31 protein-coding genes and 1 pseudogene are annotated in these 23,611 nt (G+C 59.6%); 7 read left to right on the plus strand and 25 right to left on the minus strand.

The window, feature by feature from the left end; all coding sequences use genetic code 11:
- Nucleotides 1-148: 148 nt before the first annotated feature.
- The 12 genes from JN414_RS14375 to JN414_RS14430 form a co-directional block, all read right to left on the minus strand.
- Complete coding sequence (locus JN414_RS14375) at nt 149-973, minus strand: hypothetical protein (RefSeq protein WP_202208527.1); 825 nt, start codon at nt 971-973, stop codon at nt 149-151.
- 821 nt (nt 974-1,794) lie between these two features.
- On the minus strand, nt 1,795-2,022 hold the full coding sequence (locus JN414_RS14380; RefSeq protein ID WP_202208528.1) for a DNA-binding transcriptional regulator: 228 nt from the start codon (nt 2,020-2,022) through the stop codon (nt 1,795-1,797).
- Complete coding sequence (locus JN414_RS14385; protein ID WP_202208529.1) at nt 2,019-2,675, minus strand: hypothetical protein; 657 nt, start codon at nt 2,673-2,675, stop codon at nt 2,019-2,021. The genes JN414_RS14380 and JN414_RS14385 overlap by 4 nt, the downstream gene beginning before the upstream one ends.
- Before the next feature lie 247 nt (nt 2,676-2,922).
- Complete coding sequence (locus JN414_RS14390; RefSeq protein ID WP_202208530.1) at nt 2,923-3,123, minus strand: hypothetical protein; 201 nt, start codon at nt 3,121-3,123, stop codon at nt 2,923-2,925.
- On the minus strand, nt 3,120-3,830 hold the full coding sequence (locus JN414_RS14395) for an HD-GYP domain-containing protein (RefSeq protein WP_202208531.1): 711 nt from the start codon (nt 3,828-3,830) through the stop codon (nt 3,120-3,122). The genes JN414_RS14390 and JN414_RS14395 overlap by 4 nt, the downstream gene beginning before the upstream one ends.
- A gap of 54 nt (nt 3,831-3,884) precedes the next feature.
- Nucleotides 3,885-4,307: a hypothetical protein gene (locus JN414_RS14400; protein WP_202208533.1), complete on the minus strand. Its 423-nt coding sequence runs from the start codon at nt 4,305-4,307 to the stop codon at nt 3,885-3,887.
- 2 nt (nt 4,308-4,309) lie between these two features.
- Nucleotides 4,310-4,606 (minus strand): hypothetical protein, encoded by a 297-nt coding sequence (locus JN414_RS14405; RefSeq protein ID WP_202208535.1) that lies wholly within the window; start codon nt 4,604-4,606, stop codon nt 4,310-4,312.
- 4 nt (nt 4,607-4,610) lie between these two features.
- Nucleotides 4,611-4,898 carry a DUF2312 domain-containing protein gene (locus tag JN414_RS14410; protein WP_202208537.1) on the minus strand — a complete coding sequence of 96 codons (288 nt, stop codon included), beginning with the start codon at nt 4,896-4,898 and terminating at the stop codon, nt 4,611-4,613.
- 11 nt (nt 4,899-4,909) lie between these two features.
- Nucleotides 4,910-5,386: a hypothetical protein gene (locus JN414_RS14415; protein ID WP_011251393.1), complete on the minus strand. Its 477-nt coding sequence runs from the start codon at nt 5,384-5,386 to the stop codon at nt 4,910-4,912.
- A gap of 67 nt (nt 5,387-5,453) precedes the next feature.
- A complete protein-coding gene (locus JN414_RS14420) occupies nt 5,454-5,984 on the minus strand; it encodes a hypothetical protein (RefSeq protein WP_202208538.1) in 531 nt (176 codons plus the stop codon).
- 70 nt (nt 5,985-6,054) lie between these two features.
- On the minus strand, nt 6,055-6,408 hold the full coding sequence (locus tag JN414_RS14425) for a hypothetical protein (protein ID WP_202208540.1): 354 nt from the start codon (nt 6,406-6,408) through the stop codon (nt 6,055-6,057).
- Between the two features lie 86 nt (nt 6,409-6,494).
- The gene (locus JN414_RS14430; protein ID WP_202208542.1) at nt 6,495-6,857 is read right to left on the minus strand and encodes a hypothetical protein; all 363 of its coding nucleotides are present in this window, start codon (nt 6,855-6,857) and stop codon (nt 6,495-6,497) included.
- A gap of 375 nt (nt 6,858-7,232) precedes the next feature.
- On the opposite strand from JN414_RS14430, the gene JN414_RS14435 reads away from it, so the two are divergent.
- Complete coding sequence (locus tag JN414_RS14435; RefSeq protein ID WP_202208544.1) at nt 7,233-7,805, plus strand: hypothetical protein; 573 nt, start codon at nt 7,233-7,235, stop codon at nt 7,803-7,805.
- Between the two features lie 78 nt (nt 7,806-7,883).
- On the opposite strand, the gene JN414_RS14440 is transcribed toward JN414_RS14435, so the two are convergent.
- The gene (locus JN414_RS14440; RefSeq protein WP_202208546.1) at nt 7,884-8,657 is read right to left on the minus strand and encodes a hypothetical protein; all 774 of its coding nucleotides are present in this window, start codon (nt 8,655-8,657) and stop codon (nt 7,884-7,886) included.
- Between the two features lie 244 nt (nt 8,658-8,901).
- Between JN414_RS14440 and JN414_RS14445 the strand changes: the two genes are divergently transcribed.
- Together JN414_RS14445 and JN414_RS14450 are read left to right on the plus strand one after the other, a co-directional pair.
- Nucleotides 8,902-9,309, plus strand: coding sequence for a hypothetical protein (locus JN414_RS14445; protein WP_202208548.1), 408 nt, complete (start codon nt 8,902-8,904; stop codon nt 9,307-9,309).
- Nucleotides 9,310-9,374: 65 nt separating this feature from the next.
- Nucleotides 9,375-10,157, plus strand: a complete 783-nt coding sequence (locus JN414_RS14450; protein ID WP_202208550.1) for an HNH endonuclease — start codon at nt 9,375-9,377, stop codon at nt 10,155-10,157.
- A 139-nt stretch (nt 10,158-10,296) separates the two neighbouring features.
- Here JN414_RS14450 and JN414_RS14455 read toward each other — a convergent pair whose 3' ends face one another.
- The 7 genes from JN414_RS14455 to JN414_RS14485 form a co-directional block, all read right to left on the minus strand.
- Nucleotides 10,297-12,318 (minus strand): ATP-dependent helicase, encoded by a 2,022-nt coding sequence (locus tag JN414_RS14455; RefSeq protein WP_237390095.1) that lies wholly within the window; start codon nt 12,316-12,318, stop codon nt 10,297-10,299.
- Nucleotides 12,311-12,994, minus strand: coding sequence for a hypothetical protein (locus tag JN414_RS14460; RefSeq protein ID WP_202208554.1), 684 nt, complete (start codon nt 12,992-12,994; stop codon nt 12,311-12,313). Before JN414_RS14460 ends, JN414_RS14455 begins: the two co-directional genes overlap by 8 nt.
- A 10-nt stretch (nt 12,995-13,004) precedes the next feature.
- Nucleotides 13,005-13,976 (minus strand): DUF3991 and toprim domain-containing protein, encoded by a 972-nt coding sequence (locus tag JN414_RS14465; protein WP_202208556.1) that lies wholly within the window; start codon nt 13,974-13,976, stop codon nt 13,005-13,007.
- 435 nt (nt 13,977-14,411) lie between these two features.
- On the minus strand, nt 14,412-14,678 hold the full coding sequence (locus JN414_RS14470) for a hypothetical protein (RefSeq protein ID WP_202208558.1): 267 nt from the start codon (nt 14,676-14,678) through the stop codon (nt 14,412-14,414).
- Nucleotides 14,675-15,508 (minus strand): DNA/RNA non-specific endonuclease, encoded by an 834-nt coding sequence (locus JN414_RS14475; RefSeq protein WP_202208559.1) that lies wholly within the window; start codon nt 15,506-15,508, stop codon nt 14,675-14,677. The genes JN414_RS14470 and JN414_RS14475 overlap by 4 nt, the downstream gene beginning before the upstream one ends.
- Before the next feature lie 74 nt (nt 15,509-15,582).
- Nucleotides 15,583-15,828 (minus strand): hypothetical protein, encoded by a 246-nt coding sequence (locus JN414_RS14480; RefSeq protein WP_202208560.1) that lies wholly within the window; start codon nt 15,826-15,828, stop codon nt 15,583-15,585.
- 94 nt (nt 15,829-15,922) lie between these two features.
- Complete coding sequence (locus JN414_RS14485; RefSeq protein WP_202208561.1) at nt 15,923-16,162, minus strand: hypothetical protein; 240 nt, start codon at nt 16,160-16,162, stop codon at nt 15,923-15,925.
- 283 nt (nt 16,163-16,445) lie between these two features.
- Between JN414_RS14485 and JN414_RS14490 the strand changes: the two genes are divergently transcribed.
- Nucleotides 16,446-16,964: a hypothetical protein gene (locus tag JN414_RS14490; RefSeq protein ID WP_202208562.1), complete on the plus strand. Its 519-nt coding sequence runs from the start codon at nt 16,446-16,448 to the stop codon at nt 16,962-16,964.
- On the opposite strand, the gene JN414_RS14495 is transcribed toward JN414_RS14490, so the two are convergent.
- From JN414_RS14495 to JN414_RS17005, 3 genes are read right to left on the minus strand one after another with little or no spacing between them, the layout of a single operon-like run.
- Nucleotides 16,946-17,479 carry a hypothetical protein gene (locus JN414_RS14495; protein ID WP_202208563.1) on the minus strand — a complete coding sequence of 178 codons (534 nt, stop codon included), beginning with the start codon at nt 17,477-17,479 and terminating at the stop codon, nt 16,946-16,948. The two genes, JN414_RS14490 and JN414_RS14495, sit on opposite strands and share 19 nt — an antisense overlap.
- Nucleotides 17,476-17,724, minus strand: a complete 249-nt coding sequence (locus tag JN414_RS14500) for a hypothetical protein (RefSeq protein ID WP_062106937.1) — start codon at nt 17,722-17,724, stop codon at nt 17,476-17,478. Before JN414_RS14500 ends, JN414_RS14495 begins: the two co-directional genes overlap by 4 nt.
- A gap of 34 nt (nt 17,725-17,758) precedes the next feature.
- A complete protein-coding gene (locus JN414_RS17005; protein WP_237390096.1) occupies nt 17,759-18,214 on the minus strand; it encodes a DUF3085 domain-containing protein in 456 nt (151 codons plus the stop codon).
- A 23-nt stretch (nt 18,215-18,237) separates the two neighbouring features.
- Between JN414_RS17005 and JN414_RS17010 the strand changes: the two genes are divergently transcribed.
- The 3 genes from JN414_RS17010 to istB all read left to right on the plus strand — a co-directional run bounded on the left by JN414_RS17010 (nt 18,238) and on the right by istB (nt 21,019).
- Nucleotides 18,238-18,540, plus strand: a complete 303-nt coding sequence (locus JN414_RS17010) for a hypothetical protein (RefSeq protein ID WP_062016355.1) — start codon at nt 18,238-18,240, stop codon at nt 18,538-18,540.
- Nucleotides 18,541-18,726: 186 nt separating this feature from the next.
- A complete protein-coding gene (gene istA, locus JN414_RS14510) occupies nt 18,727-20,250 on the plus strand; it encodes an IS21 family transposase (RefSeq protein ID WP_202208564.1) in 1,524 nt (507 codons plus the stop codon).
- Nucleotides 20,240-21,019 carry an IS21-like element helper ATPase IstB gene (gene istB, locus JN414_RS14515; protein WP_007396536.1) on the plus strand — a complete coding sequence of 260 codons (780 nt, stop codon included), beginning with the start codon at nt 20,240-20,242 and terminating at the stop codon, nt 21,017-21,019. Before istA ends, istB begins: the two co-directional genes overlap by 11 nt.
- 86 nt (nt 21,020-21,105) lie before the next feature.
- Here istB and JN414_RS14520 read toward each other — a convergent pair.
- Nucleotides 21,106-23,211 (minus strand): annotated as a pseudogene (locus tag JN414_RS14520) (lactate dehydrogenase); the annotation flags it as partial.
- Between the two features lie 112 nt (nt 23,212-23,323).
- Nucleotides 23,324-23,578, minus strand: a complete 255-nt coding sequence (locus JN414_RS14525) for a hypothetical protein (protein WP_237390097.1) — start codon at nt 23,576-23,578, stop codon at nt 23,324-23,326.
- Nucleotides 23,579-23,611: the final 33 nt, after the last annotated feature.

A 23,611-nucleotide genomic window follows, 5' to 3' on the forward strand; every position in this document is an offset into this window, starting at 1 on the left:
GCCCTAGTGGCTGCACAAAAAGGCCGGACACATGAGAGCACCAGTTCCGTATGTTTCAAGACAAGATTTTCCTTGCGCCATAGAGGCCGTTCACACAAGAGCGCGCGAACCCTTCAGGGCCGCCCCGATCCTTCCTTTCTTCTGCCCATTACATTACCCACGGGTCAGGATCGAAGAGATCGAAAAGGATCTCCTTTCCCTCCCGGCTCTCTTTCCTCATCTTCCTCTTCAAAACCTTCCGTTCATGACGCGCCTTGCGCCTGCTCTTGTCATCAGCTTTCCAGCACTCGCGCAGAATCACACGCAGTTCCGGACATCTGGCGCTGATCTGTCCGTAAGACTGCCGAAGGAATCCCGCCGCGCCACCGAGACGATCAATTCCTGTCACAAGCGTGAACCGCCCGAGTGTCGGGTAGAAGATCACGCCGAGGCCGTCCTCTGCATTGGCTGTCGAGGGCAGACGGAGAAGAAGGGTGGCAAAGCCGTCCGTTGTCTGAACCCATCCGGGCTCTGGCCCTGCCAGTTGCCGCAACGGCATCAGGTCAAAGTCCGGACAGTTCTCGGCGATAGCCGCTGTGAGAGCGGGAGACCTGTGCCAGAAGCTGGTGCTACAGCCCGGCCAGTCTTTTGAGGCGTCGGTCGGAAACAAGATTCCGAAGACGGTGATGAGGTCTGCTTCATACACAAGCTGACCGCCCTGCCATTTGGCAAAGCCCGGATCATCGAAGCAGTCGAAATATTCCATGCCCCGGATACTGACGTCGGGATAGTCGTCAGAAAGTCCGTCTCCGTGACGGAGGAAGGACGTGCCGATCCCGTTTTCGAGGGTCATCACCAGCGTGGTGTCGTTCTCCCACGCCATCTGGTCCGGTGCGCAGGTCCGGTAGGCGCGCTCTTCAGCGATCTGGCGTAATCGGTACTGCGGGCCGGTGAGTGTGAAGACTGTTGTGACGGGAGTAGCCACGGAAAGCATCCTTTTCTCTTTTCAGATGCTCTCCCGCGAGGCGCAGACGGCTGGACGGGACAATGGCGCGCCCTCCAGGGCGCGGGCCGCGTGCGGCCGGACCATTGTGGCGGCCGGACGGCCTGTGCTGTTCCTCTCTCTCTTTCTTTATCGTTGGTAAGATTGAGGACGAGAGAAGACCGTGAGATGTTAGCCCCGCTAACGCAGGGAACGGGTCTTTCAAACCTATCTTGGACCGGAATTAGAAAGGTTCATCCCCGTCGAGGCAGGGAACGGCGGTCTTACAAACCTATCAGAGACTAGGATTATAACGGTTCATCCCTGCTTGCGCAGGGAATATCAAAAATCATCTCCCAGCGACATTCTCTCGTCAAGAATTCTTTTTTCGCGCTGCTCATCAGCCCAAGCTGAAATCAAATCCCGGAGAATCTCAATCGTAATTATGCTCCCGCGCGCCTGTGTTCTAGGCCTCTCTTCACGAAAGCGATTAGCCCTTCCAAATTCACGGACGGCGTTATTCGAGAGAGAGTATCCTCGATCAGCAAGAAGAGACTTTACATCTGCGTGCGACAAACCTGCGCCCGAGCAGAACGCAACATAGGTTCGCCTCAGCTCGTCTGAATTTTCTGGCATTACTGAAACAGTCCATTGTGCAAATCAGGCAAAAGCCCTGAAGTATCCCGAGTGTGAATATCACCCCAGTGCGTTTTTGGTTCAGCGATAAAATCCCGTGTCGCCTGGACCGGACAATGGCGCGCCCACCAGGGCGCGGGCCACGTGGGGCCGGACCATTGTGGCGGCCGGATGGCCTGTGCTGTTCCTTTCTGTCTCTATTTCGGCTCGTCTCTGTTCTTTCCACGCGATCTGCCAGTCTCGACCTTGAGAGCAAAAAGTTCCCAGAAGGCCGGGTGCATCGTGCGATCACCGCTCTCCCATCGCTTCCAGGTCAGGGGTGTGACGTGAACAAGAGACGCTGCGCTCACCTGCGTGAGGCCCGCATCGAGGCGGGCCTGACGGATGGCCTGAGGAGAAATGTCCTCAACGTCTACCTCCCTCAATCAACCAGCCATGCCCGCTTGGAGTGACCTGCCCGCTCCAGTCCGGCCTTTGTCCGGTTGAGGCTCGCTGTCAGCGTGGCGTCAGCCCGTCCCTGTGGCGAGAGATCGTAGTCTTCGGGATACTCACCAATTTTATCGAGGCTTGCTGCGTCTATTTCACAGCGTCCGTCAGGAAAGATCCAGACACCGGACAAAATGCGGCTTCCCCGGAAGTCCTGCAACTCGATCCGATCGGAATAATGCGGGATGTCATCCCGCATCGCGACTTCTCCCGTTACTTCATGACGCAGCGAGTGCTCGGTCGCAATTTCGAACCCATCGCCCACCTTGATGCTGCCGACATTACGCGTCTCACCCGTGGAGAAATGCCACCCTGACAGAGCCAGTCTGTCCACCTCGGTCTTGCTGACCGCACGAATGGCCTTTTCAAGATCGTCTGCTGTAGGAGCAACCTTCAAAAAGGCCGCAACCTCTTTGGCGACGACGGCGTCTTCGAGAGAAATGTAGCCCTGAGATGGAGCACCTAGGAGCAGAACCCTGCCTTCCTCGTCCCGCTGAACGCCCTCTGTCACGCGTTTGATGGCCTCGACGGTCGCGCGGCGCTGCACCTCTCCTTCGAGCTGACGCATCCGGTAGGTGTCGAATTTAGGCATCGCATTGTCCTCGTTCGTGATGCCACCATCTTAGTATCCGTTGGATACTTAGTTCAATCGAAATAACGCTGTATTTCTTTTTTTATTTACTCGGCCAACCGGTGACTGTCCCGTTTTGCTCGAAGCACTCTTAATGACTTAACGGTTACATCGTGATGTCACTCTGCGGTATTACGCCTGCATAAACTCAGCAGGGATTCTTCATTGCTTCAGGTCGGAGAACAACGACACCTGCGAAGGAGACCCCTCAACCGTCCTGTTGATCACACGGCGCCTGACGACCACCAAGTGCAGTATCTGCCTGAAGATAAAGGGCCTCAACCACACACAGCCCCTCTTCTCTCCGGTTTTCTGCAAAAAGCCTATCTGCGACGTCGGCCAAAAGCTTCATGGGGGAAGTCTCAGACGGGGCGCTATGGGCTGCGGGCGGGAGCGGGAGAGGCATCATGGCATATCGTTCCGAAAGCTGAGGGTACGGGATGTAAGGGGCGATTGACCGGGCACGGGCTGGTATCCCTGAACAGGCTGCGCGACGCTGCGGCGAACGGCGAGCAGATCATCAAAAGAGGTGATCGCGTGCCGCACCAGGGCAGGATCAAACGCGCCACCCGCCTGCTCCTGAAGAAAGGCTTTCACCTGGCGGGGCGGCCATCCTGTTTTGTAGGCCCGGGCGGAGAGCAGGGCGTCGATTACATCGGCCAGGCCGATGATGCGGGCGGCCAAGGGAATGACCTGCCCCTTCATTCCGAAGGGATAACCCTCACCGTCATAGCGTTCGTGATGCAGAAGCACGGCCTCATGAACGAGGGTCGGAATATCGGCTGACAGATGAAACAGCGCTCCAAGGCCGAGCGACGGATGCTGTCGCATCACCAGCATCTGCCGGTCGTTAAACATGCCCGGATGATTCAGGAGGCTGTCTGGCAGGAGCAGTTTGCCCGCATCGTGCAGGCGGCCTGCCAGTTCAAGGGCGCTGGACGAGAGGCCAGTTTTCGCCAGATGGCCGAGTAGGCCAGCGAGGCGCCCGACCCTCTGGCCATGCCCATCATCCTCTTGGGCAATCTGCGCCAGAAGAGAAGCAAGAGGCGGGCCCTGCCGCCGATAGGACGCAGGCAGTTTCACCACTTCTTTCAGGAGTGTCTGCAGTTCAGGCATCTTTCCTCTACCGGTTGTGTAAGGTCACTCTAGGCGCGGCCAATGTGAGTCCGGTCATCCCGGATGGATCAGGCTGCGGGCGAGGCCGCCAAGGGTCAGAGCCACGCAGGTGACGAGGAGCTTGATCCCGGCCGCGCGGCGCGGCCCACGTCCGGACAGGATCCCGGCCGTCCTTTCGGCGAGTTTCACAAGACCAAGGGTGGCGCAGGCCAGAAGCGTCCACTGCCAGAGCGACAGCGTGACGACCGGATGACCCAGTCCGGACAGATGCCAGCCCCCCTGCCCTGCAAACTGGTCCAGACCGAGAAATCCATCCGCCGCGTTCGTCAGAAGAAACAGACTGACCCCAGCCAGACATCTGGCGCCACAGACCCGACGCTGTACCGTCCCAACAGCGCGAGCCGGTCCCAAAGTGGAGATGTAACGGACACTGGTGACGCACGTTGGGGTCCAGTCCGTAAACAACGGTGCGGGCACGATCAGAACCTATCCGGCAAAAGTCTGGAGAGAGAAAGCAGGCAGAGCACCAGACCGAGACTGGCAAATACCACTCCCCGTCTCCGCTCAAGCCCGTAGTCGCGTCCATCCTCACCGATCTCGGGAACACCCGGTCCCATCATGGTTGCAAGGCAGCCACCGAACATAAAAACGGGTCCCATGACAGCGCCAAGCCGGGGAACCACAAAGGCGAACAGAAGCAGGCCCACACTTGGCCAACAGACCAAAATCTCTCCAGCGGCTTCGGCGATGCGGCGGCGCGGTGGGGCATCGTGCATCAGGTCACATTCCCAGGGCACGGCGGTAGATCTGCAAAAGGGTTTCCTGAGCCTCGACCTCTGCGGGCTCCTGCTTGCGCAGCCGGATAATCGTGCGGATGACCTTGACGTCGAACCCGGCCGACCTGGCTTCGGCAAAGATATCCCTGATGTCACCACTGAGCGCCTTGCGCTCTTCTTCCAGGCGCTCGACCCGTTCGATGATGGACCGCAGCCGGTCGGCGGCGATGCCGCCTGCGACGGCACCCTGATCGTCCTGAGCGTCGTCAGGAAAAGAAACGCGTTGCAACATGGGTCAACCTTTCAGGGATCGGGGGAGAGGCAGATGGGTGAGAGGGGGCGGGGCAGATCGCGATGCCCGTCTGCCAGGGCTTCAAGCCAACGGGACTCTCTCACTGGAAGATGCCCGTGACTTGAGATCAGACGGCGAAGGGCTGTCCGATGCTCCCCCAGACGCTCGGCCAGCACGCGCTCGGACCAGCCGATCGTGATCAGGGCACTGGTCATCGCATAACCATTCAGCGGAGGTCGGTTGCCCACGGGAGGCACAGCCCGGGCCAGTGGGTGGCTCAGTCGACGATGCAACATCCCAAGGGCCGCAAGCCACCTGAGGAAGTCCGGATCAGGGATGCTATGCCCCGATTGCCAGCGCAGGATCCGGTCCTTTGAAAAGCCGGATCGGCGGGACGCCTGACGCACGCCCCAACCAATAACGGAGAGCTCGCCTGCGATGGACAGCGCCGCGCGCCTGTGCCCTGGACGAACGGACCGTGAATCCACTTGTCCTGCCCTCGGTTGCCCACAGTGCTGTCCACTGGTTTGGGGGATAACCCGCAAACGCAACGCCTCAGCCATGCCGGGCGATGTCAGTAAACGTCCGGTCCTGTGCACCCTGGCGAATGTGTTTGGCCATATGCGGCGAGACAATCCGGTAACGGTTGGGTCGGCGCGGATCCAGTCGCTCCTCGATCAGCCCTGCCCGCTCCAGGGCCGAAAGGGAGTCCCGCACCTCACCGACGGAAAGGCCGAGCCATGTCGCGATTTCGCTGGCGGTTTCATGTTCGGTCAGGGACGCAAAGACCAGATCCTCGATCGGCGAGGTCTTCACGGTTCGTGTGGCCGGCATCCAGGGCACCCGGGCATAAACACTGTGACCCAGGGCGGCGATTTCTCCAGCCTGAGCCAGCGTCGTTAAGGCCATGGGCAGGGCCCCGGCCTGCTCGGGCGTCAGGTTCGCGCGGAGTTCAAGGACATTATACGGCCCCCGGTTGAGGCAGGTCCGGACGTGCTGGAGGACGGACTGATAGACCTCACGCTGTGTCTCGGCCTTGAGCTTGCGGAAGATCCGCGCCTTGGGTTGATGACCGCCAAATTTCACTGTGCTGCCCCGTCGTCTGTGACCTTCCGGTCATTCTGCCGGAGCCCGTTGTGAGTGCAGTCACGCGACGTCACCATTGGCCTGCTGCCCGCATGCAGTCATAGGCGTTCCGGAGATTAATCAGGCCAACAGCCACCCAGACCGGAACGAAGACGAGGACATGCCAGCGCGGCATGAAGGCTTTCGTCTTCCACAGGCGCATGACGTCCACCACAAGAACGGAGATGGCCAGGGAGAAAAGGATCGCCTGCGCAAGCATGGTCCAGACCATCTGGACATCCAGCGGAAAGAGGAGCCAGCCGAACCCGAGGAGCATGGTCGCCGAGAGAACCATGCAGCCAAGCATCCAGGGGGAAGACAGTGGGAGAGAAAGGGTTGGTTTGGGCAGATCTGGCTGCCCAAGAGAAAGAGAGTGCTCGGTCATACCGGGCAGTATGACGACAGCGTTTGTGAGTGCAGTTCAGGGGATCGACCGGGAGGGGTTGAAGCGACAGACCCGACTGGAGGTCCTCAGACCGTCAGCCCGAGATCTGAGGCCTTGTAACGCGGCGTCGGAAGAAGCCGCACCACAGCATTTCCCTCAACATTCGAAAGATACAGCAGACCCTCTGACGGACAGCCCAAGGGACGGCCATCTGCATCCAGCACGAGGTGGAGGCTCTCGATCGGGCTCACCGCGTAGGCACAATCCTCTTCCAGGAGAACGAAAGCGTAGTCTCTCCCCTGATCGGTCAGCGTTTTTAGCGTGCCTGGAACCACACCGGGAGCTCCGGCCGTCAGGCGCTCCGCCATGAACCGCGCGACCGCCTGGAGTTGCTCCTGGCTCAAGTCTGCATAGCGCGCAAAGACCGAGCCTCTTTGCTCTGTTATCACGTCTCTTCTCCTTGCACGCCTTTTACTCCGTCGTCACCCTGGCCGATCAGATCCTGCCGGATGTGACCCTAACCCACCCGCCCCCCGCGTGAATACAGAAGGTGCGTCGCAGACTGACTTGCGTGCGTATTTACCCGTTTCTGGAGTGCTGTGATGTGGCTTTCCCCTCCCGCACCGTGCATCCCAATGATTTCGCGACAGTCTGATCAGAGTGCGAGCGGCGATTGACCGCGCTGCCATTGAGGACGTCTTACGAGATATCGGTGAGGTAAGGTGCCTCAAAACAAGAAGATAATCGTCTTCCGGGCTACGCCTAAGAGACGTCTATAACAGACCCGGCCTGACCTTTCTGGTTCCGAAAAGTGGAGACAGCTTATGACCCTTCCCAGAGCAATGATCTTTACCATTATTACCCTCTGTTTCGAGATGGCGTGGTACTCTGTCGCCCGCGCTGCCGCTCAGCCCTGCACTCTCAAGAAAGCCGAGTTCTGCCGGGACACCAATCAGCTGGTTTGGAGCCCGGGCTTCGACGGTGAAGTCAAACGCTTTGTTGGACCTCATACGGGCGAATTTGCAACGCTTCAGCGACAGGTATTAGCCTCTTTGGGTGGTCCGCCCGATAGTCCGGTCGAAATGCTAGGCTACAAGGCCGGGGGCTGGCTTTTCTCGGCATGTGAAGCACACGCATGTTCGGTCAAGGGTGCTTTGCTCCTCGATTACAACCACTCGATCCGCGGGCTCGCGGTGTTCGATTTTGGGACAAAAGGGGAGAAAAACCCCCGCCTTGATCTGATCCTGAGAGACCCTGAAGACACAAAAGCCCGTGACGTCCTCGCCGCATGGGCAAACTGGACCATCGCTCAGGACGTCTTCACCTATTCAGGTGACTATGTCGCGATCAAGCTGACAGGCATCACGGTCCTGCCAGCACAGCGTCTCAAAGACTGAGACGTGATTTGAAGAATGTAAAAATTACGGCGTCCGCTTGCACCACTAAACAGATATGTCAGTTGTAGATAATTCTTCTTAAGAGCGGGCTTTTTCATTTGTTTCGTCTTCAATTAGCATAGAACGCTGTATAAACTCCTCCCGCGTAATGACCTCTGTTTTAATATTAAGAAACGGAAATATTGCCTTTGCTAGGTGGTATAGATCTTTATCGTTGGTAACAAAAATATCAGAAAATGAAGCATATATCGCGTGAGATACATCGTGAACCCTGTTTTTTATTCTGATAGCGCTGTGCTCTTTTCTAAATTCTAGTCTATTTAGAGCATCAAATAAAAAAGATATTTTATTTTGTCTTCCCAGAAAACTTCCATCGTCGACTCGAAAATTGTTGACGTCCCTTTGTTCAAAAATTGCACCAAGAACTTCTGGGTTATTTAATATGTTATTCGAGTTAAGTTTTTTAACTTTATTAAGTAACTTTTTTTTGGGCTTTTGGTAATTATCCACTACCAATCGCGCAAAATCGATAGCTAAATTGGTTAATTCAAAACCTTCGTTTTTATAAACCCGAGCAAAGCAGGCTTCGGTATCCTCTATACGAAAGTCGGCAGGACCGGAATCGCTTGGCATGATCGCCCAATTATCGCTCAACTGAGATTGGTGTTTTAGTTTATCAGAAGCGGGGGTTTCAGCGCCTCTTTTCGTATGCTGTGCGCCAGCAATTTCTTCAATGTGAGCGGGGCTATAAGGAAATACAGATCCGTGCTCACGAAACTTCGATACGGCCCCGATTATTTCCTCACCGTTAAAATGATCTATGACTATTTGTCTATCAATATATATGCGCATATTGACCTTGAACCCCCGGATAGTTGGTTTTTATTTTTAACACATATCTATATGTGACGCAAAATCTCCAATATAGTGAAGCAGTAAAGCCGACATTCTGCATTCCCATCAGTGATCGGCCAGGACCCCATCCCCTCCCTCTGAGCCTCGCGATTTAAAACCGTTCTCCATTGAAACTAATTGCGTGTATTGAGAATTTCGTTTTCTTAAAAAGCGTATGAAACACACCAGATAGAATGGAACTATGGCCTTCTTCACAACAAACGAGTTTTGGGCGTCCATTATTGGCGCTGTGGCGACAATCTTGTCAGTCTGGCTCACCGTATTCCTTGGGCTACGTAAACTACGCGACACAGAGATGAGCCGCCTGCGGATCAAGTGCGTGACCGAAATAATAGCGTACCGTTTCGTTATTGTCCCAACCGCCACACCGAGCACAGAGGCGAGGACAGCGTTCTATGCGGCTTTAAACGCAATCCCTAGCCTGTTTGGTCAGGACGATAGCGTGATGCGCCATTTCCGTGATTTCAGGGAAACACCCGCCTCAGAGAAGAATGCAGCTCTTCTAACATTAATCCGCGCGGTAGCAGGAGTAGCGAATGTGCCGCTGACAACCGTCACAGACATCGATCTTTTAAATCCGTTTAGATAAAAGCTACACTAAGGGAAGCAGAGTCTTCTAAATCAGTATTGCCTTGCATCGATAAGGACGCTCTTTTGGGACAAGCAAAGAAGAGAAAGCAACGTTTCCTCACTGATCATACTCAGTGTTGTTATTGTGGCCTCCCCGCTACCACCATCGACCATTTCCCTCCGCGAAATTTTTTCAAAGGGCGGCATTGGCCCGTTGGTTACGAATTCCCAGCCTGTCATACATGCAATCATGCCAAGAGCCGTGATGAGCAATCTTTAGGCCTGTTGGTGAGACTTATTCGGTTCGATACCGATCCGGATACTAGAGAGTTTCAAGAAGCTCTTACAGCGGTCCGCAACAACAACCCAATTCTTATAAAAGAGCTGGTGCCGAAGTCGGCCGTTGCAAGTAAACTTTACTTAAGAAACCGGTTTGGGTCAGCAGAAAATGTCGGTGGGCTGGGGCTTACTGGATGGCGCGGTCTCTCTATAGGGCCGGAAGCAAATAGACTCACCGACAATATGTGTGTTTGGTTCGCCCAAACAGCTTGGTATCTGCATTGCCATTCCATCTTTGAAGGCCGAATAATATGGTCTCGAATCGAAACTGAATTTCTTGGGCACGAAGCAGCTCAGCAGATTGTTTCAAACCTGGTTGGCCAGCCTGAAATGCTGCGAAATGGGAAAAACGTATCAAACGACTTTTTCTACAGATACTTCGCATCAGACGATATTCTTGTAAGTATCTTCCAATTTGGTCAACGCCCTCAGATGGTTTTCGTAGTTTGTGCAACACGTAAAGGCGCTATAAATACTGATCTAGAACTTGCCAAGCTTTGGGGGCAGCGGAATATCGATTTATCCTGAGAGGTCAATGTTTGGGGTACCAACTTATTTATATTGACGATTACCTTCCTACAAACGCCTCTACAGGTACTACTTCGGTATGGGAGACTGGGGAACGGCCCTGAGTTTCTGCGTGCGACACAGCCAGATGCCTTGATGGTCAGAACCCCATCGCCTCTCGCTGATTCTGCCGAGTGAAAACCGTTCCCCGCTCGAACGCGGGACGGCGCTTGAGATTGCGCCCCCAGCCGTCCCGCCGCGCCTGAAGCGGGATCTCGTCGATGAAGCAGCTCGGGTTGGCCTGCTCGCCCCGACGAAACTCGCACCAGGACACACTGACGCGCTGGCGGCCGCGGGTGAGCGCGACATAGGCCAGTCGGCGTTCTTCAGCCGGGTCGATGTTCGTGCGCGACGGAAACAGCGTATCTTCCCAGCCGATCAGAAAGACATGCCCGAACTCCAGTCCCTTGGAGCCATGAATGGTCATCAGCTTGACCCGACCGGCACTGTCATCGTCGCGGCTTTCCGAACCGAGGGCCGCATGGTCAAACAGCTCCTCTACCGAGCTGAACTCGTTGGCGAGTGACAGAAGCTCGTGCAGATTTTCCAGCGCCGTGCGTCCGTCTTCCCCGGCCGCCTGGTGCATCGCGAGATACCCGCTCTCTTCGACCAGAACCCTCAGACGCTCTCCCAGACTGGGCTCGTCACTGCGGGCACCTTTCAGAATCACGTCCAGGAAGCCGCGCAGCTTGTCAGCAGCCTTGCCGGTGCGTCCCTGCACCGTGCGCTCCGCTGCCTCGTACAGCGAGATCGCCTCCTCATCCGCGACCTGCTCGAATGTCGCCATGGCCTTGGCGCCGATCCCCCGGGCGGGCTGATTGACGATCCGGCGGAAGGCCTCGTCTGACTGCCGCTCATACGGAAAACATGTCAGACGCAGGAAGGCGAGCGCATCCTTCACCACCGCGCGCTGCCAGAAGGCGGTATCATTGACCAGCTCGTAAGGGATCTTTGCCCGCAGCAGAGACTCTTCCAGCAGCCGGGAGAGATGGTTGAAGCGATAGAGCACCGCCATGTCCTCGTAAGGCACGCCTTCCAGGGCACGACGTCCGATCTCGGCGGCAATTCCAGAGGCCTCGTCCTGACTGCCGGTGTGCCGCAGAATATCCACTGGCTCTCCGTCTCCGGACGCGGTATACAGTGTTTTCTCCAACCGGTTGGTGTCGTGAGAAATGACTGCGTTGGCCGCTGACAGGATATGACCGGTCGAGCGGAAGTTCTGCTCCAGGGCAATCATGCGTCCGGTCGGAAACTCCTTGAGAAAGCTTCGGATAATCCGGACATTGGCCCCACGCCAGCCGTAAATCGACTGCGCATCATCGCCGACAACGAAGAGCTCGTTGTGGTCTTTGGACAGGCATTTCAGCCAGAGAAACTGGAGGCGATTGACGTCCTGGAACTCATCGGCCAGCACGCAGTCAAACCGGTCCGCCCAGTCCCGTCTGTAGCGTTCGTCGCGAAGCATGGTCACGGTGGGCCATAGCAGCAGGTCTGCAAAATCCGCGCGATTGCTTTCGCGCAGCATCGCCTGATACGCAGGATAGAGCACGGCTGCATCCCGCCAGACCATGATGTCATCGCCTTCGGTGATGGCATCCGTCGCAATCCGTCCTTCGACCCAGGCCACGGCATCCGGGGGAAGCACCATGTTGTCCTTGAGCATGGCGATGCGCGAGCTGACAGATTTCACACGCTTGCGAAACGTCTCTCCGTCATCGGCATTCATGACGCCTGCTTCAATCGCCTTTTCCAGGAGCCTGCGCACGATCTTCGTGCTGTCTTCGCTGTCACAGACGTCGAACCCCGGACGCAGACCGGCAATGTCGGGATCGGTCCGCAGCTGACGGCGTCCGTGCGCATGGAAGGTGCCCACCCAGTACGGGGCCTGCGCGATGTTCAGGGCCGCCGCGATCCGCGTCTTCATCTCCCCGGCCGCCTTGTTGGTAAAGGTCACGGCCAGAATGCGATCGGGCGACATCCCGCGCTTGACGACACGGTCGACAATACCGGCCACAAGTGTCTTGGTCTTGCCGGTCCCGGCACCCGCCAGAACAACAACCGGTCCTGTCTGACGCGCGGCGTCTGCCTGGGAAGGGGTCAGTCCGGAGAGATGATTATCCACGACCACGTCCCTGCTCCCGGGTGCCATGAAGAACCTCGCACCGCGTCGCACGGCGGCCATCAAGGCTCAGGATCACGTCCGGCTCCACCATCAGGTCAAACTTCTGCCCGAAGTCCCATGTCCCGTCCGCCAGAACTGTCCCCCCGACCATGAGACCGCGCAGCACGTCACCGCCGAACGCGATCTCGGCGTAGGTCTGCGGGAAGGGCGGCTGATTGTGCAGCAGGGCCCAGGTATGCCACACGCGGGTTGTCTGGGCATCGGCATGCCAGGCGGCGGTCAGTTCTGCGACATGTCCCAGAAGTGTGACGGCATCCGGACGGTCAGGATGAGGCGTGCTTCCGGGAACGGTGCCAATCAGGACAAGCTGCTGCTCCCCCGCCTGGCAGGTCAGGAACCCACTGTCTCCGGTCGGAGACTGAACAAACAGGACGATGCGTCCGGAGAGATCCCAGCCTGCCGCACTCCAGCGTCCGCCAACCACGAGACCCTGACGCCGATCCGTCTGAGGACCATACGCCACCAGAGCCCAGGGAATACGACAGCCGAGGTCTGGCATCAGACGCAGATAATGGTCCGCATCCGGGTGCGCCAGGAAGGCCGCTCTCAGGGCGTCGTTCTTCTCATGTCCGGGAAACAGAGCCTCCATGTCCCGTCGTGCCTTGTCATTCGTCATCAGTCTCTCCTCAGGCGGCGCGGGCGGCGGCCACAACAGTCTTCAGGGCGTCGTTGAAATCTTTGCAGCCACCGTGGGGAATACGGCGGATCACGCGGACACCGGCTTCGCGGCCCAGCTCTGCAAGGCGCGCGGCATAGCGGTTGCCGGCGTCATCATTATCGGTTGCAGCCACCAGAACGGCAGCCGGATCTTTTGCCATTTCAGCCAGCTCGGCCGTGAGGGCTTCGACCGTCTCCGGCCCCATGCCCCCTGCGGTCGAGCAGTACAGGGTTTCACGCGTGCGCTCGCTGTCGAGGGCGGCGTAGGACAGGGCATCAATGGCGGACTCACTCACCACCAGCCGACGGACCGTTCGGCCAAGGCCGGGCTGGAACCGGAAAAGCGTTTTGACCGTACCCGACAGACACATGCCCCTGGTGTCCGGACCGCGCAGTTCCGCACCGCAGACCGCTCCCGCGGCATCCCGGTGGCAGAACCAGGCGGCGTGATAGCCGTCCCGGATGCAGCCGGTCATGATGGCCCGACGCAGAACCCATTCCGGAAGGCAGCGCTCCTCGGTGAGATACGCCCAGACCTTCGTGCCGGATTTGAGCTCCTTCCTGGCCTGCCAGCGCTCGGCCGGAGCAACGTCTGGCGTTTTGGCCTGACGCTCGCGGACGTATTCTGCCCCCTTCGGTTCAATGCCCACCAGCTGACCCAGCTCACGGCAGGCATCGCGAAACTTCAGACCGGGCGTCAGGCGCTGGATCAGGGAGAACACATCCCCCTTTTCGTCCGATCCCGTATCCCACCAGCCACGGCCTTCATGGTTGACGATGATTGTCTCGCCCTTGCCCGCACGGTATTTCAGAGCGTTCCGCGTGCTTTCGGGCTTGTCGAGAAGATAGCCATGGCGCTCTAGCAGCAGAGCACAGGAGACGCCTTTGACAATGTCGCTCCGGTCGTCGTCAGACAGTCTGAACGGCTCAAAGCGTGCCATGATCGTCATCCTTTCTCGCTTCGGGGCGGCGCAACGGTCAGAACCGGCCTCAACGCCCCTGTGATCTGGGTTTAATTTAGGCAAAATCCACAAGTATTGCAAGGAAAAACGGCGGTTTACTGCGGTTTTACGCGGTTTTATTTGTGGTGACTTGCCCATATAAAAACATCATCGCCACACACTTAACGAATACTTAAACAAGCCTTTCGTTCGACCCGTGCCGGAGGCAAAAGGGGCGAAAGCAAGCGCAGCGACGCCTTTCGTCCCGACACTGCCAGGTCCGTCACAAACGCAGCGCAGGACACGATGCCTTCTCAGGGGACCCGGCTGCACGGAGCAACCGAAGGGCGCGGAGGAAGCTGGGGTGGAAGGTCGTCTTGTCCGGAGTGAGGCTTGTGGCACTCCAGACCTTCCCCGCCAGACGCTTCCACACCTTCAGGCACAGTCCCGGTCCGCAAAAGTGTTTGGAATCACGCTGTCCTCTCGAGCAACGCGCGCGCGATCCGGAAGATGGGCCGATCCTTCAAGCTCGCGGGCAATGGCGTCGATCTGAGCCTTCAGGGCCTGAATATCCTGCAGGCCCATCCGGTCCCTTCGGATTTCGAGGCGTCCGTACAGGGCGATCCGCTCAGTGCCGTTCTCAATCGTCAGATCATCGATCTGAACGCATTCGCCTGCGTCCAGGAAAGGAATAAAACTCATGGTGTGGTCTCCAGCACAGGGCTTCCGGAAGTAGGACGGATGCGAACAGCATAAGGACTTTTCAGGGGGCGAGGCAGCTTCATGGCCGTCTGACGGATCTCATCAGGCAGGGATGGAAAGGGGTTTACCCCCGTCGCCTGGGTCAACGCGCCGATGCTGATGATCGTACAGGTTGGTTGGCTGCTATTTTGACAGAAATACGCGCCTGCTTCGTCCTCCGCGGGATCGTAAACAGCCTTCCAGGTCGCAGAGGGCACAAAAACCCGATGCGATCCGATGGTCTTGACCGACGCTCCAAATGCCGGACCGGTCACGACGTAAAGCTCGCCTTCGCGCTGTGCGAGACGACGCACTGCCATTTCCACGCCCGTCCAGATGCCTTCATTCAGTTCCGGGGTCTGGGGAACAACATTGGCGAGCGAAAAACTCTGCTCCTGCGCCTGAAGACTGGGTTCGTCCCCCGAACAGGCCATATGGCCGCGATCATAATCCGACGCGCGGTAATCGCTCAGCTCGGCCCGGTCCTCAAAGGACAGACGGGGATCGGCATGAAAGAACCGAACGGCCCGGCCGATCTGCATGCTGCGTTCCAGGTCTTCCTCGGTCAGATGCTCTGCCGTCCACAGGGGGCCATGACTGATCCCCGAATGCAGGACAGCAAAGGCGTCATTGCACAGAAGCACGGTCTGCTGCCCAAGCGCCTCGTTGGTCAGAACCGGAAGCTGGCCGTCTCCGCCAAACTCGGCACACCCGACCGGTGCCGCCTGACTTGCGGTGGCCCAGAACAGGGCGCTCAGGGCAAGCCCCGCTCTGTAGTGTCGCATCGCCATTCCCTTTCCTCCCGGATGCCTGTGGTGTGCATGCGAGGATGACACGGCCTGTTGTGAGTGAAGGATCAGGGCTGTCAATGGGAGACACTCAGCAGCGTGCGTTGCGCCGAACGATGAGCAGCGCTGGCGTCACGGCGCAGTGCGGCGCGTAACGCCGCCCCGAGACGATCATCATCCGCGTCATCAACCAGGTGATCGGCTTCCGCGTAAAAGCGCCGTGCGCGGCCAATGGTCTTGCCTGCCGAGACGGCGCGGTGAAAGACGGGCGCTTCAAGCGTGGGAAGAAAGCTGGACGAAGCTGTGAGAGTCTGGACCTGCACGATGCGGTTCCTTTTCTTGTATTTTTTTGCCGGATGCGGGCCGCGCTGCGGCCCTGACCTCAGTGGAGGAAGGAGAGGATCGGAAGAGCTGGTCTCAGTTCCCGGTCCGAGGCAGGGGAGCGCGCTTTACGGCCATGCCGTCACTCGCAAAACAGAGCATTCCGTTATGCCGGTAATGATTGCGGCGCACTTTGCGGTACACGCCTGACAACTCCGCACCGGCCATGCAAAACGTCTCGTCAATCTGAAGATCTGCGAAGAGAACCGTGTCCGGCCCAAAGACCTCTGCCTTTTTACGGGCTGCTGTCAGATCTGTTTTCCTGCGCTTGGACATGCTCTGCCTCTCTCGGTTTATGTCGTTCCCGATCGGCAGCCTCGTGGGGCGGGCGGTGTGGCAAGGGCGGCGCTGTGCGCCGGGAGCGGAGCGACGCACCCTTGCTGCGACGCCTGCCCCATGAGAGCCCCTTCCCTCCCTCTTCTTTCTCTTTCCCGCGCGTCTCTTTTCTGCCCCCCCAGAGGCTTTCGCGAGGGCCGAATGATGCCGGTATCTTATTGTTTTTGTTGACTTTTATCTGTGGCTCGCTTTACGCTTACCGCACAACGACAGGAGGACACCGATGAGTGCACAGACAGATCAGACCGCCACGGTGATCCGCTTTCCGCAGGAGCGGCGTCGTGCGCCGACCCTGGACGCGCTCACCGACGCAATCCTGCCCGAGACGCAGTTGCGGTCGCTTGCCGAAATTCGGGCCGTGACACCGCCCCGACAGGGTGAGCGCCTCCGCGCGTTCGGACGTGAGAGGGCGCGACAGATTTTCGGAGCCACGCCCTTGCCCGACACGCGGGAGGGTCGTCAGCGCATGGCGTCTGACTGGCTGACGCTTCTGGTCGGTCGGGCACTCGCCCGGGTTTCCGACGCACGGTCCCTTACGGAAAAGGCGGAGCGGCGCGAGATCGAAGATCCGCAGCGCGACGGCATCTATGACGATCTTGCGCAGGCGCTGCGCGCCGAGATCGTCGCCTGGGAGACGGCCCAGAATATTCTGGGCGGATGGGAGGTCGTTCAGGGACTGATCGACGATCCGGATTCCTGCGCCGTCACGGTCAGCGCAACGGGTCAGAGCAGACCCATCTGAACAGGCTGCTGCCGGGACAACGGTGCAGACAACGCCGGCGCCAGTGAAATGCGGCCTGCATGATCGGCCGGCACGCCGTGACGGTCGATCAGCCTGCGCAACAGCGCCTGTTCGCCTCGGACAGTTTCCTGCCGCAGTTCAGCGCGGTACAGGTCCAGCACCTGATGCTCGACCAGAAGAGCCGCGATCCGGCTTTCCACGTCTGACCAGGTCCAGGCGGAATCGCCGATCCCGCCACGCGCGATGATCTGATCGAGGAAGGCGAGACGCCCCTGCGTCGAGCAGAAATACCGGCCCGCAAAGCCGTCCCGGTTAAAGCAGGCGATAAACCCCCACATCTGGCTGACGCGCTGATACAGCGCCTTGCTGAATCCCTCCTCCGGCAATCCTTTCGCAACAAAGGCGAGGATTGCATTGGCCAGTTTGGCTTTCTCCTGCGGTGAGCTCCACTGTGTGGCCGTCAGGCCCTTGGCCTCAATGCGGACGCGCCGCAGGTGCGGGAGGAGCAGGCTCATGCGTAAGCCTCCTGCGCGAGCGCGGAGAGCGCCTCCGCGACAGCACCGGCCAGATCGGGCCGCCGCGCGATCAGCCAGCCCGTCAGCGCGGTGCGATCCGCCGCGTCGACAAGGGAGACGACGCGGTCAACGTCGCAGCGCCGCAGCTGCTCCACGCTGTCAGCGGCCACGGCAACGGCCGAGGCCCAGATCTGATCGCGGGACACCGGCCCCGGAGACACCGTGTCAGGCGTAGCATCGGACATGTTTTTTCTCCTGAAAGATTTCAAGGACGGCCGGTCAGACCAGAAATTCGAGGGTTTCCGGAGTGATGGTCATGCGCAGTGTGTCGCCTGACGCCTGCCTGAGGGCCTGCCGCACAAGCGTTGCCTCCAGGAACTCACATCCGTCATCCCCGCCAAAAGCCTGGCGCTTCACGTCATAAGCCTTGCCGGCGTTCTGTGCCGGGTCCGCTTCGCGCGCATACGCGCACAGATTGGGCTTCTGACCGTCATCGGACGGCAGAAGGGGAAGCCCGTTCGACATCATGTAGATCCCGTGATCTCCAACCAGCCACAGACCCGCAGGGATCTTTGCGGGATCGACGTCTTCCTGGCGGCCCCATTCGCGTGCGCCATGCCCGGGCTTGCGCAGGCTCTTGTCAAAGAGCTGCGTCAGCGTGACGCGGCGCTCGGACGCGGCCTCGGCATGGGCAAGAAGGCGCTCGATCAGCGCGCGGTCAAAGGTCACGATCATGGGATAATTTCCTCGGATCAGAAATGAAAAAACCCCGCTCGGTGGCGGGGCGTGGGGCGTTCGGAGACGTGGAGGCTTCAGCCCCGACCATGGGCGGTGTGGGACGCGGAGGCGAGATAGTGATGGGGCACCGGGCCAGCCAGAAAGCTCGGCAGGCACGTAAAGGCGAAGACCAGGGCGAGAAAACCGAAGAACCCACCGGCCAGTCCGGCAACGTCCTTGATGTCCTGAAGGGTCTGCTGGGAAATCTGCATGAAAGGTCACTCCTGTTGCCGTCATCTCTTTTCTCTGATGACCTCTCCGGCACAGGCACAGGATGGCTGTGATGGCACAGGCGCCGCGTAGCGGCGGGATCTCCACGACCCGGAGCCCGTCAGGGCGAGGACGCGTGGAGACCCACTGTTGATTTTCACTGAGAACTGACCCGGGTAGGGCGGAAATTTTCATCGAGATTTGACCCATGCCTTCACACTCCCCGGCAGCATCTGCTGGGGGATTGAGGAGTGATTGACATGGAGCTTCTGAGTGTGATCCGTCGGTGGCACTGCCGGGATCATCTTCCGATCCGCGAGATCGAACGCCGGACGGGACTGTCACGCAATACGATCCGGAAATATCTCCGGGCACAGAGTATTGAACCGCGGTTCCAGGTCCCCGAACGTCCCAGCCGACTGGATCCGTTTGCTGACAGGCTGAGGGGATGGCTGGTCCTGGAAGCCGCTCGCCCCCGCAAGAACCGGCGCACGGCGCGACGACTGCATGAAGACCTTGTGGCACTGGGTTATGATGGATCCTACGGACGGGTGGCCGCTTTCATCCGGCAGTGGAAACACGAACAGCACCAGGCACGCCAGACAACGGGTCGGGGTGTTTTCGTGCCCCTGAGCTTCCAGCCCGGGGAAGCCTTCCAGTTCGACTGGGGCGAGGACTGGGCGGTCATTGCCGGCCGTCGCGTCAAGCTGCAGGTTGCCCACACCAAACTGTCCTTCAGCCGGGCCTTCATACTCAGGGCTTATCCCCTGCAGACCCACGAGATGCTTTTTGATGCGCTGACCGAGGCCTTCCGCGTGCTCGGTGGCGTGCCACGGCGGGGTATTTTTGACAACATGAAGACCGCTGTGGACCGGATTGGCTCTGGCAAGGCACGTCAGGTCAACCTGCGCTTCATGGCCCTGGCCAGCCATTATCTGTTCGAGGCGACCTTCTGCAATCCGGCAGCAGGATGGGAGAAAGGGCAGATCGAGAAGACCGTGCAGGATGCCCGACGCCATATCTGGCAGGATCTGCCTGCCTTTCCTGATCTGGGGGCGCTGAATGCCTGGCTGGAAGCCCGCTGCCTGGACTGCTGGGAACGGCTGCAGCATATCGAACTGGCCCGGAGCATCGCCGAGGTCCATGCCAGCGAGCGTCCTCACCTCTTGGTGCCGGGGCGTCCCTTTGACGGGTTTGTCGAACAGACCAAACGCGTCTCGCCAACCTGCCTGATCCAGTTCGAAGGCAACCGTTACAGCGTGCCGGCCTCCTTTGCCAATCGTCCGGTCAGCCTGCGGGTTTATCCTGACAAGCTGCGCATTATCGCCGAAGGGCAAGTTCTGTGCGTGCATGACCGGATCATCACGCGTTCGCATGGTGTGCCAGGCCGCACGGTGTATGACTGGCGGCATTATCTGGCGGTCATCCAGCGCAAACCGGGCGCCCTACGTAATGGCGCGCCGTTTGCCGAATTGCCAGCTGCCTTCCGGACCCTGCAGGATCAACTGCTCAGGCGGCCTGGAGGCGACCGGGAAATGGCTGAAATCCTGGCCCTTGTGCTGCAGCATGATGAGCAGGCTGTCCTCTGCGCGGTTGAACTGGCACTTGAAGACGGCGTGGCGACCAAGACCCATGTTCTCAATACGCTTCATCGCCTGATCGATGCCAAGAGAACCGTGGTCCCCCGGCTCGATGCCCCACAGGCCCTGGTGCTCGAACACGAACCGTGCGCCGATACAGGGCGGTATGACATCCTGCGAAGGGACAGCCGCCATGCGTCATGATCCTGCTGCTGCTTCACTTGTCGTCATGCTCCGTGGATTGCGGATGTATGGCATGTCCCAGGCCACGGCTGACCTCATCGAGCAGGGCGCACCTGCCTTCGAGGCGACTATTCCCATCCTCTCACAACTCCTGAAGGCGGAACTGGCCGAACGCGAAGTGCGCTCCATCGCCTACCAGACAAAGACCGCCCGGTTCCCCGCCTATAAAGACCTGTCCGGGTTCTCCTTTGCCGATACGCAGGTCAACGAGCCCATGATCCGCCAGCTCCATGGCGGGGACTTCATCGAGCGTGCTGAGAATGTCGTGCTGATCGGTGGCCCGGGAACCGGGAAAACCCACCTGGCGACCGCGCTGGCCATCCAGGCGATCACCCATCACAGGAAGAAGGCGCGCTTCTGGTCAACGGTCGACTTGGTCAATGCGCTCGAACAGGAAAAGACCGCCAACCGGGCCGGGCAGATTGCCGACAGGCTGCTCCGCCTGGATCTCGTGATCCTTGATGAACTCGGTTATCTCCCCTTCAGCGCGTCTGGCGGCGCCCTGCTGTTCCATCTGCTCAGCCGCCTCTACGAGCGCACCAGTGTCATCATCACAACCAATCTGAGTTTCAGTGAATGGGGAGACGTCTTTGGTGACCCGAAGATGACAACGGCGCTCCTCGATCGGCTGACCCATCACTGTCATATCCTCGAGACAGGAAATGACAGCTACAGGTTCCGCGCCAGCACCGCCGCGTCAAAAAACAGAAAGGACAGATCCTCTTCTTGACCGCCCGCCCGACTATGCCTGAAATAGCAGCTGGCTGGGTCAATTCCTGATGAAAAACCCGGGTCAGTTCTCAGTGAAAATCAACAGCTCGGTCGCAGATCCTCGGGCTGGGCCTCTTCCAGCGCGGCCACGGTCCGGGCAAAGCGGGGATCGGTCTCGGCCGCCTTGCGGGCCTCCGCCAGTTTCGTGCGCACCGCGCCTGACAGAGCTTCGTCGGCAGGCACCCAGACATCGCGCCCGGGCTGGCTGCGTCCGGCATCGAGATAGATGGCACTGCCCAGCTCGGCGATGACCTCGTCCTCGGACCGTCCCAGCAGTTCGGCAATGCGCGGGATCTCCACCACACCCGTCTCATGCAGGCAGACTGCAAGCGCGTCATGGGCGCTGTGGACCTCCGGCTCCAGCGTCGCCTGGATCACACGCTCGGAGAACAGCGGCCCCTGTGCGCCGATCTGCCGGTCCTCGTCGTACTCCTCGATCGAGCTGACCAGCCAGACATCCGGATCGTCGTAGAAGGGCTGGAGGTTCGGACGCCGCTGCGTCGTGCTCTCGTCCCCGGTTTTCGGATCAACACGAGTGCTGGTGATCGTCAGGTTGATCGGGCCGAACTGTCGCACGAACGTCTGGTAGGCGCGCTTGAGGTCCGTCTGGAGCGCACTGTAAGGCAGGTTCTCCACCTGGGCGCGCAGGACCGCACGGGCGGCATCGCGGACGGGAATCAGGCCTTCGATGATGCGTGCGTGCTTCTGGAAGATGCCGTCCTTCTGCTCGCCTTTCCTGACCTTCACCGGCACCGACTGGCCGTCGATGATCTGATGCAGCGCACCCTTCTCGATCAGGTAGCTGCCTTCCTTGAGGCTCGCCCCCTCCCCTGCCGTGCCGACATCCGCACGGCGGCTTTCGCGCAGCGCCTCGGCGTCGAACGTCTGCGGCACCGGGAAACGTGCCAGCGTGGCAAGACGGGAGAGCGCGCTCGGCAAGGCGTCGTCGAGCATCAGCATCGGGTTCGCTGCGCAGGTGTATTCCGGCCCGAACTGTCCGCTCGTCCAGCCGTGCCGACCCAGCACCTGCTGACCGTTCTCTACGAAATAGCGGTTGATGCTGAGCGGTCCCTCCCCCTCATCCGTGTCGGGCAGATCCGCAACCTCCAGCCAAGCGCTCTCGCCCGCGCTGTCCCCGATCTCGCGACGGCGCAGGACCAGCACGTCCACGACCACATCGGTCCCGGCATCATCGCGCATCGCACCTGCGGGCAGACGCACCGCCCCGATCAGGTCGGCCGTTTCGAACAGATGCCGGCGGGCGGTGGCGTCGCGCTTGTCCATTGTCCAGCGTGACGTCACGAACAGCCCCATGGCACCGGGACGCAGGCGGGAGACAGAGCGGGCGATGAAATAGTCATGCAGGGACAGGCCAAGCCGCCCCAGCTCGTCCGTGCCGCGCACCGTCCGGTTGCTGAACGGCGGATTGCCAATCGTGAGGTCAAACTGCTCCGCAATTTTCGCCGTCGTGAAGTCCTCGGCGCGAACCCACTGGTTCGGAAACAGCTTGCGGGCAATGCGGGCCGTCAGAGGGTCGTTCTCGATCGCCGTCCAGGCCGTCTTCGGGGCCAGTTTCTCCGGGATCGCGCCCATGAACAGACCCGTGCCACAGCCCGGCTCCAGCGCACGTCCGCCGCGGAACCCCATCTGCGCCACCAGATCCCACAGCGCATGCACGATCAGTTCAGGCGTGTAATGGGCATACTGCGTGGCCCGCGCCAGTCCGGCCCGCTCCTGCTGGCTCGTCAGCGTCTCAAGCTGCACCCCGATCTCTTCCCAGCCCTGACGGAAGGCTTCGCCAGGACGGGGGAACAGGCTGTTGGCCAGCTCTCCGGCTCCAAATCCCGTAAACTTCGCGAGCAAAGCCTGTTCGGAGGGCGTTGCATTGCGGCCGTCCGTTTCCAGTTCAGTCAGGAGCCGGATGGCAGCGAGATTGTCCCGCGCCCGCGCTTTCCAGCCCTGGGCCAGATCGCGTGTGCCGCACAGGCGAAAGTCGATCTTCGGGGCCACCACAGGAGCGGCAGCGGCCTCTCTCGCGAGGGATGCGGCCTCGTCGAGCGCACGGTCTCCGGGCAGGTCGCCCCAGAACAGGGTGTTGCTGCCGCCCCCAAGGGCTGAGGTGTCGAAAAAGCTGAGCTGGGTCTGGCTCATGGGAGAAACTCCGGACAAGCGGCAGCGCCCGGTGCTGCACGAGGCAGACCGGGGGGCCGGAAAACAAACAGGATGGGTTTGGGCGAAAGGCGCTCGGGCCTTGCAGATCAGGTCACAGCGGACCGAAGCGCAGGGAGATCTGCTCGCGCTCACTGGACGACAGACGCGACAGGGCCTCGCGGTGATACGGTGATCCCTGACGGGCCTGACGTGCGACCTGCCACCAGGCATTCTGGTCCGAGCAGGTCACGCCGCGCAGCTGGGTGTCGGCGTGCTCGGGGCCGCAGCCTTCGAGAATGGTCCAGCCCTCGCGATGGGCCTGAACCAGACTGAACTGCTGTGTGGGGGTTTGGCGTGTGAGGGCCATGACGGGCATCGTCTGCTGTCTCCTTTCTGACCC

This window comes from Gluconobacter sp. Gdi, assembly GCF_014132155.1.
GTDB lineage: Bacteria > Pseudomonadota > Alphaproteobacteria > Acetobacterales > Acetobacteraceae > Gluconobacter.

Excerpts from the sequence above, each read along its gene's own strand:
- JN414_RS14375 (WP_202208527.1), bottom strand. The coding sequence starts at position 973 with ATGCTTTCCGTGGCTACTCCCGTCACAACAGTCTTCACACTCACCGGC.
- JN414_RS14385 (WP_202208529.1), bottom strand. The coding sequence starts at position 2,675 with ATGCCTAAATTCGACACCTACCGGATGCGTCAGCTCGAAGGAGAGGTG.
- JN414_RS14390 (WP_202208530.1), bottom strand. The coding sequence starts at position 3,123 with ATGATGCCTCTCCCGCTCCCGCCCGCAGCCCATAGCGCCCCGTCTGAG.
- JN414_RS14395 (WP_202208531.1), bottom strand. The coding sequence starts at position 3,830 with ATGCCTGAACTGCAGACACTCCTGAAAGAAGTGGTGAAACTGCCTGCG.
- JN414_RS14405 (WP_202208535.1), bottom strand. The coding sequence starts at position 4,606 with ATGCACGATGCCCCACCGCGCCGCCGCATCGCCGAAGCCGCTGGAGAG.
- JN414_RS14410 (WP_202208537.1), bottom strand. The coding sequence starts at position 4,898 with ATGTTGCAACGCGTTTCTTTTCCTGACGACGCTCAGGACGATCAGGGT.
- JN414_RS14425 (WP_202208540.1), bottom strand. The coding sequence starts at position 6,408 with ATGACCGAGCACTCTCTTTCTCTTGGGCAGCCAGATCTGCCCAAACCA.
- JN414_RS14435 (WP_202208544.1), top strand. The coding sequence starts at position 7,233 with ATGACCCTTCCCAGAGCAATGATCTTTACCATTATTACCCTCTGTTTC.
- JN414_RS14440 (WP_202208546.1), bottom strand. The coding sequence starts at position 8,657 with ATGCGCATATATATTGATAGACAAATAGTCATAGATCATTTTAACGGT.
- JN414_RS14445 (WP_202208548.1), top strand. The coding sequence starts at position 8,902 with ATGGCCTTCTTCACAACAAACGAGTTTTGGGCGTCCATTATTGGCGCT.
- JN414_RS14460 (WP_202208554.1), bottom strand. The coding sequence starts at position 12,994 with ATGACGAATGACAAGGCACGACGGGACATGGAGGCTCTGTTTCCCGGA.
- JN414_RS14465 (WP_202208556.1), bottom strand. The coding sequence starts at position 13,976 with ATGGCACGCTTTGAGCCGTTCAGACTGTCTGACGACGACCGGAGCGAC.
- JN414_RS14470 (WP_202208558.1), bottom strand. The coding sequence starts at position 14,678 with ATGAGTTTTATTCCTTTCCTGGACGCAGGCGAATGCGTTCAGATCGAT.
- JN414_RS14475 (WP_202208559.1), bottom strand. The coding sequence starts at position 15,508 with ATGGCGATGCGACACTACAGAGCGGGGCTTGCCCTGAGCGCCCTGTTC.
- JN414_RS14485 (WP_202208561.1), bottom strand. The coding sequence starts at position 16,162 with ATGTCCAAGCGCAGGAAAACAGATCTGACAGCAGCCCGTAAAAAGGCA.
- JN414_RS14490 (WP_202208562.1), top strand. The coding sequence starts at position 16,446 with ATGAGTGCACAGACAGATCAGACCGCCACGGTGATCCGCTTTCCGCAG.
- JN414_RS14495 (WP_202208563.1), bottom strand. The coding sequence starts at position 17,479 with ATGAGCCTGCTCCTCCCGCACCTGCGGCGCGTCCGCATTGAGGCCAAG.
- JN414_RS14500 (WP_062106937.1), bottom strand. The coding sequence starts at position 17,724 with ATGTCCGATGCTACGCCTGACACGGTGTCTCCGGGGCCGGTGTCCCGC.
- JN414_RS17005 (WP_237390096.1), bottom strand. The coding sequence starts at position 18,214 with ATGATCGTGACCTTTGACCGCGCGCTGATCGAGCGCCTTCTTGCCCAT.
- JN414_RS17010 (WP_062016355.1), top strand. The coding sequence starts at position 18,238 with ATGAAAAAACCCCGCTCGGTGGCGGGGCGTGGGGCGTTCGGAGACGTG.
- istA (WP_202208564.1), top strand. The coding sequence starts at position 18,727 with ATGGAGCTTCTGAGTGTGATCCGTCGGTGGCACTGCCGGGATCATCTT.
- istB (WP_007396536.1), top strand. The coding sequence starts at position 20,240 with ATGCGTCATGATCCTGCTGCTGCTTCACTTGTCGTCATGCTCCGTGGA.
- JN414_RS14525 (WP_237390097.1), bottom strand. The coding sequence starts at position 23,578 with ATGGCCCTCACACGCCAAACCCCCACACAGCAGTTCAGTCTGGTTCAG.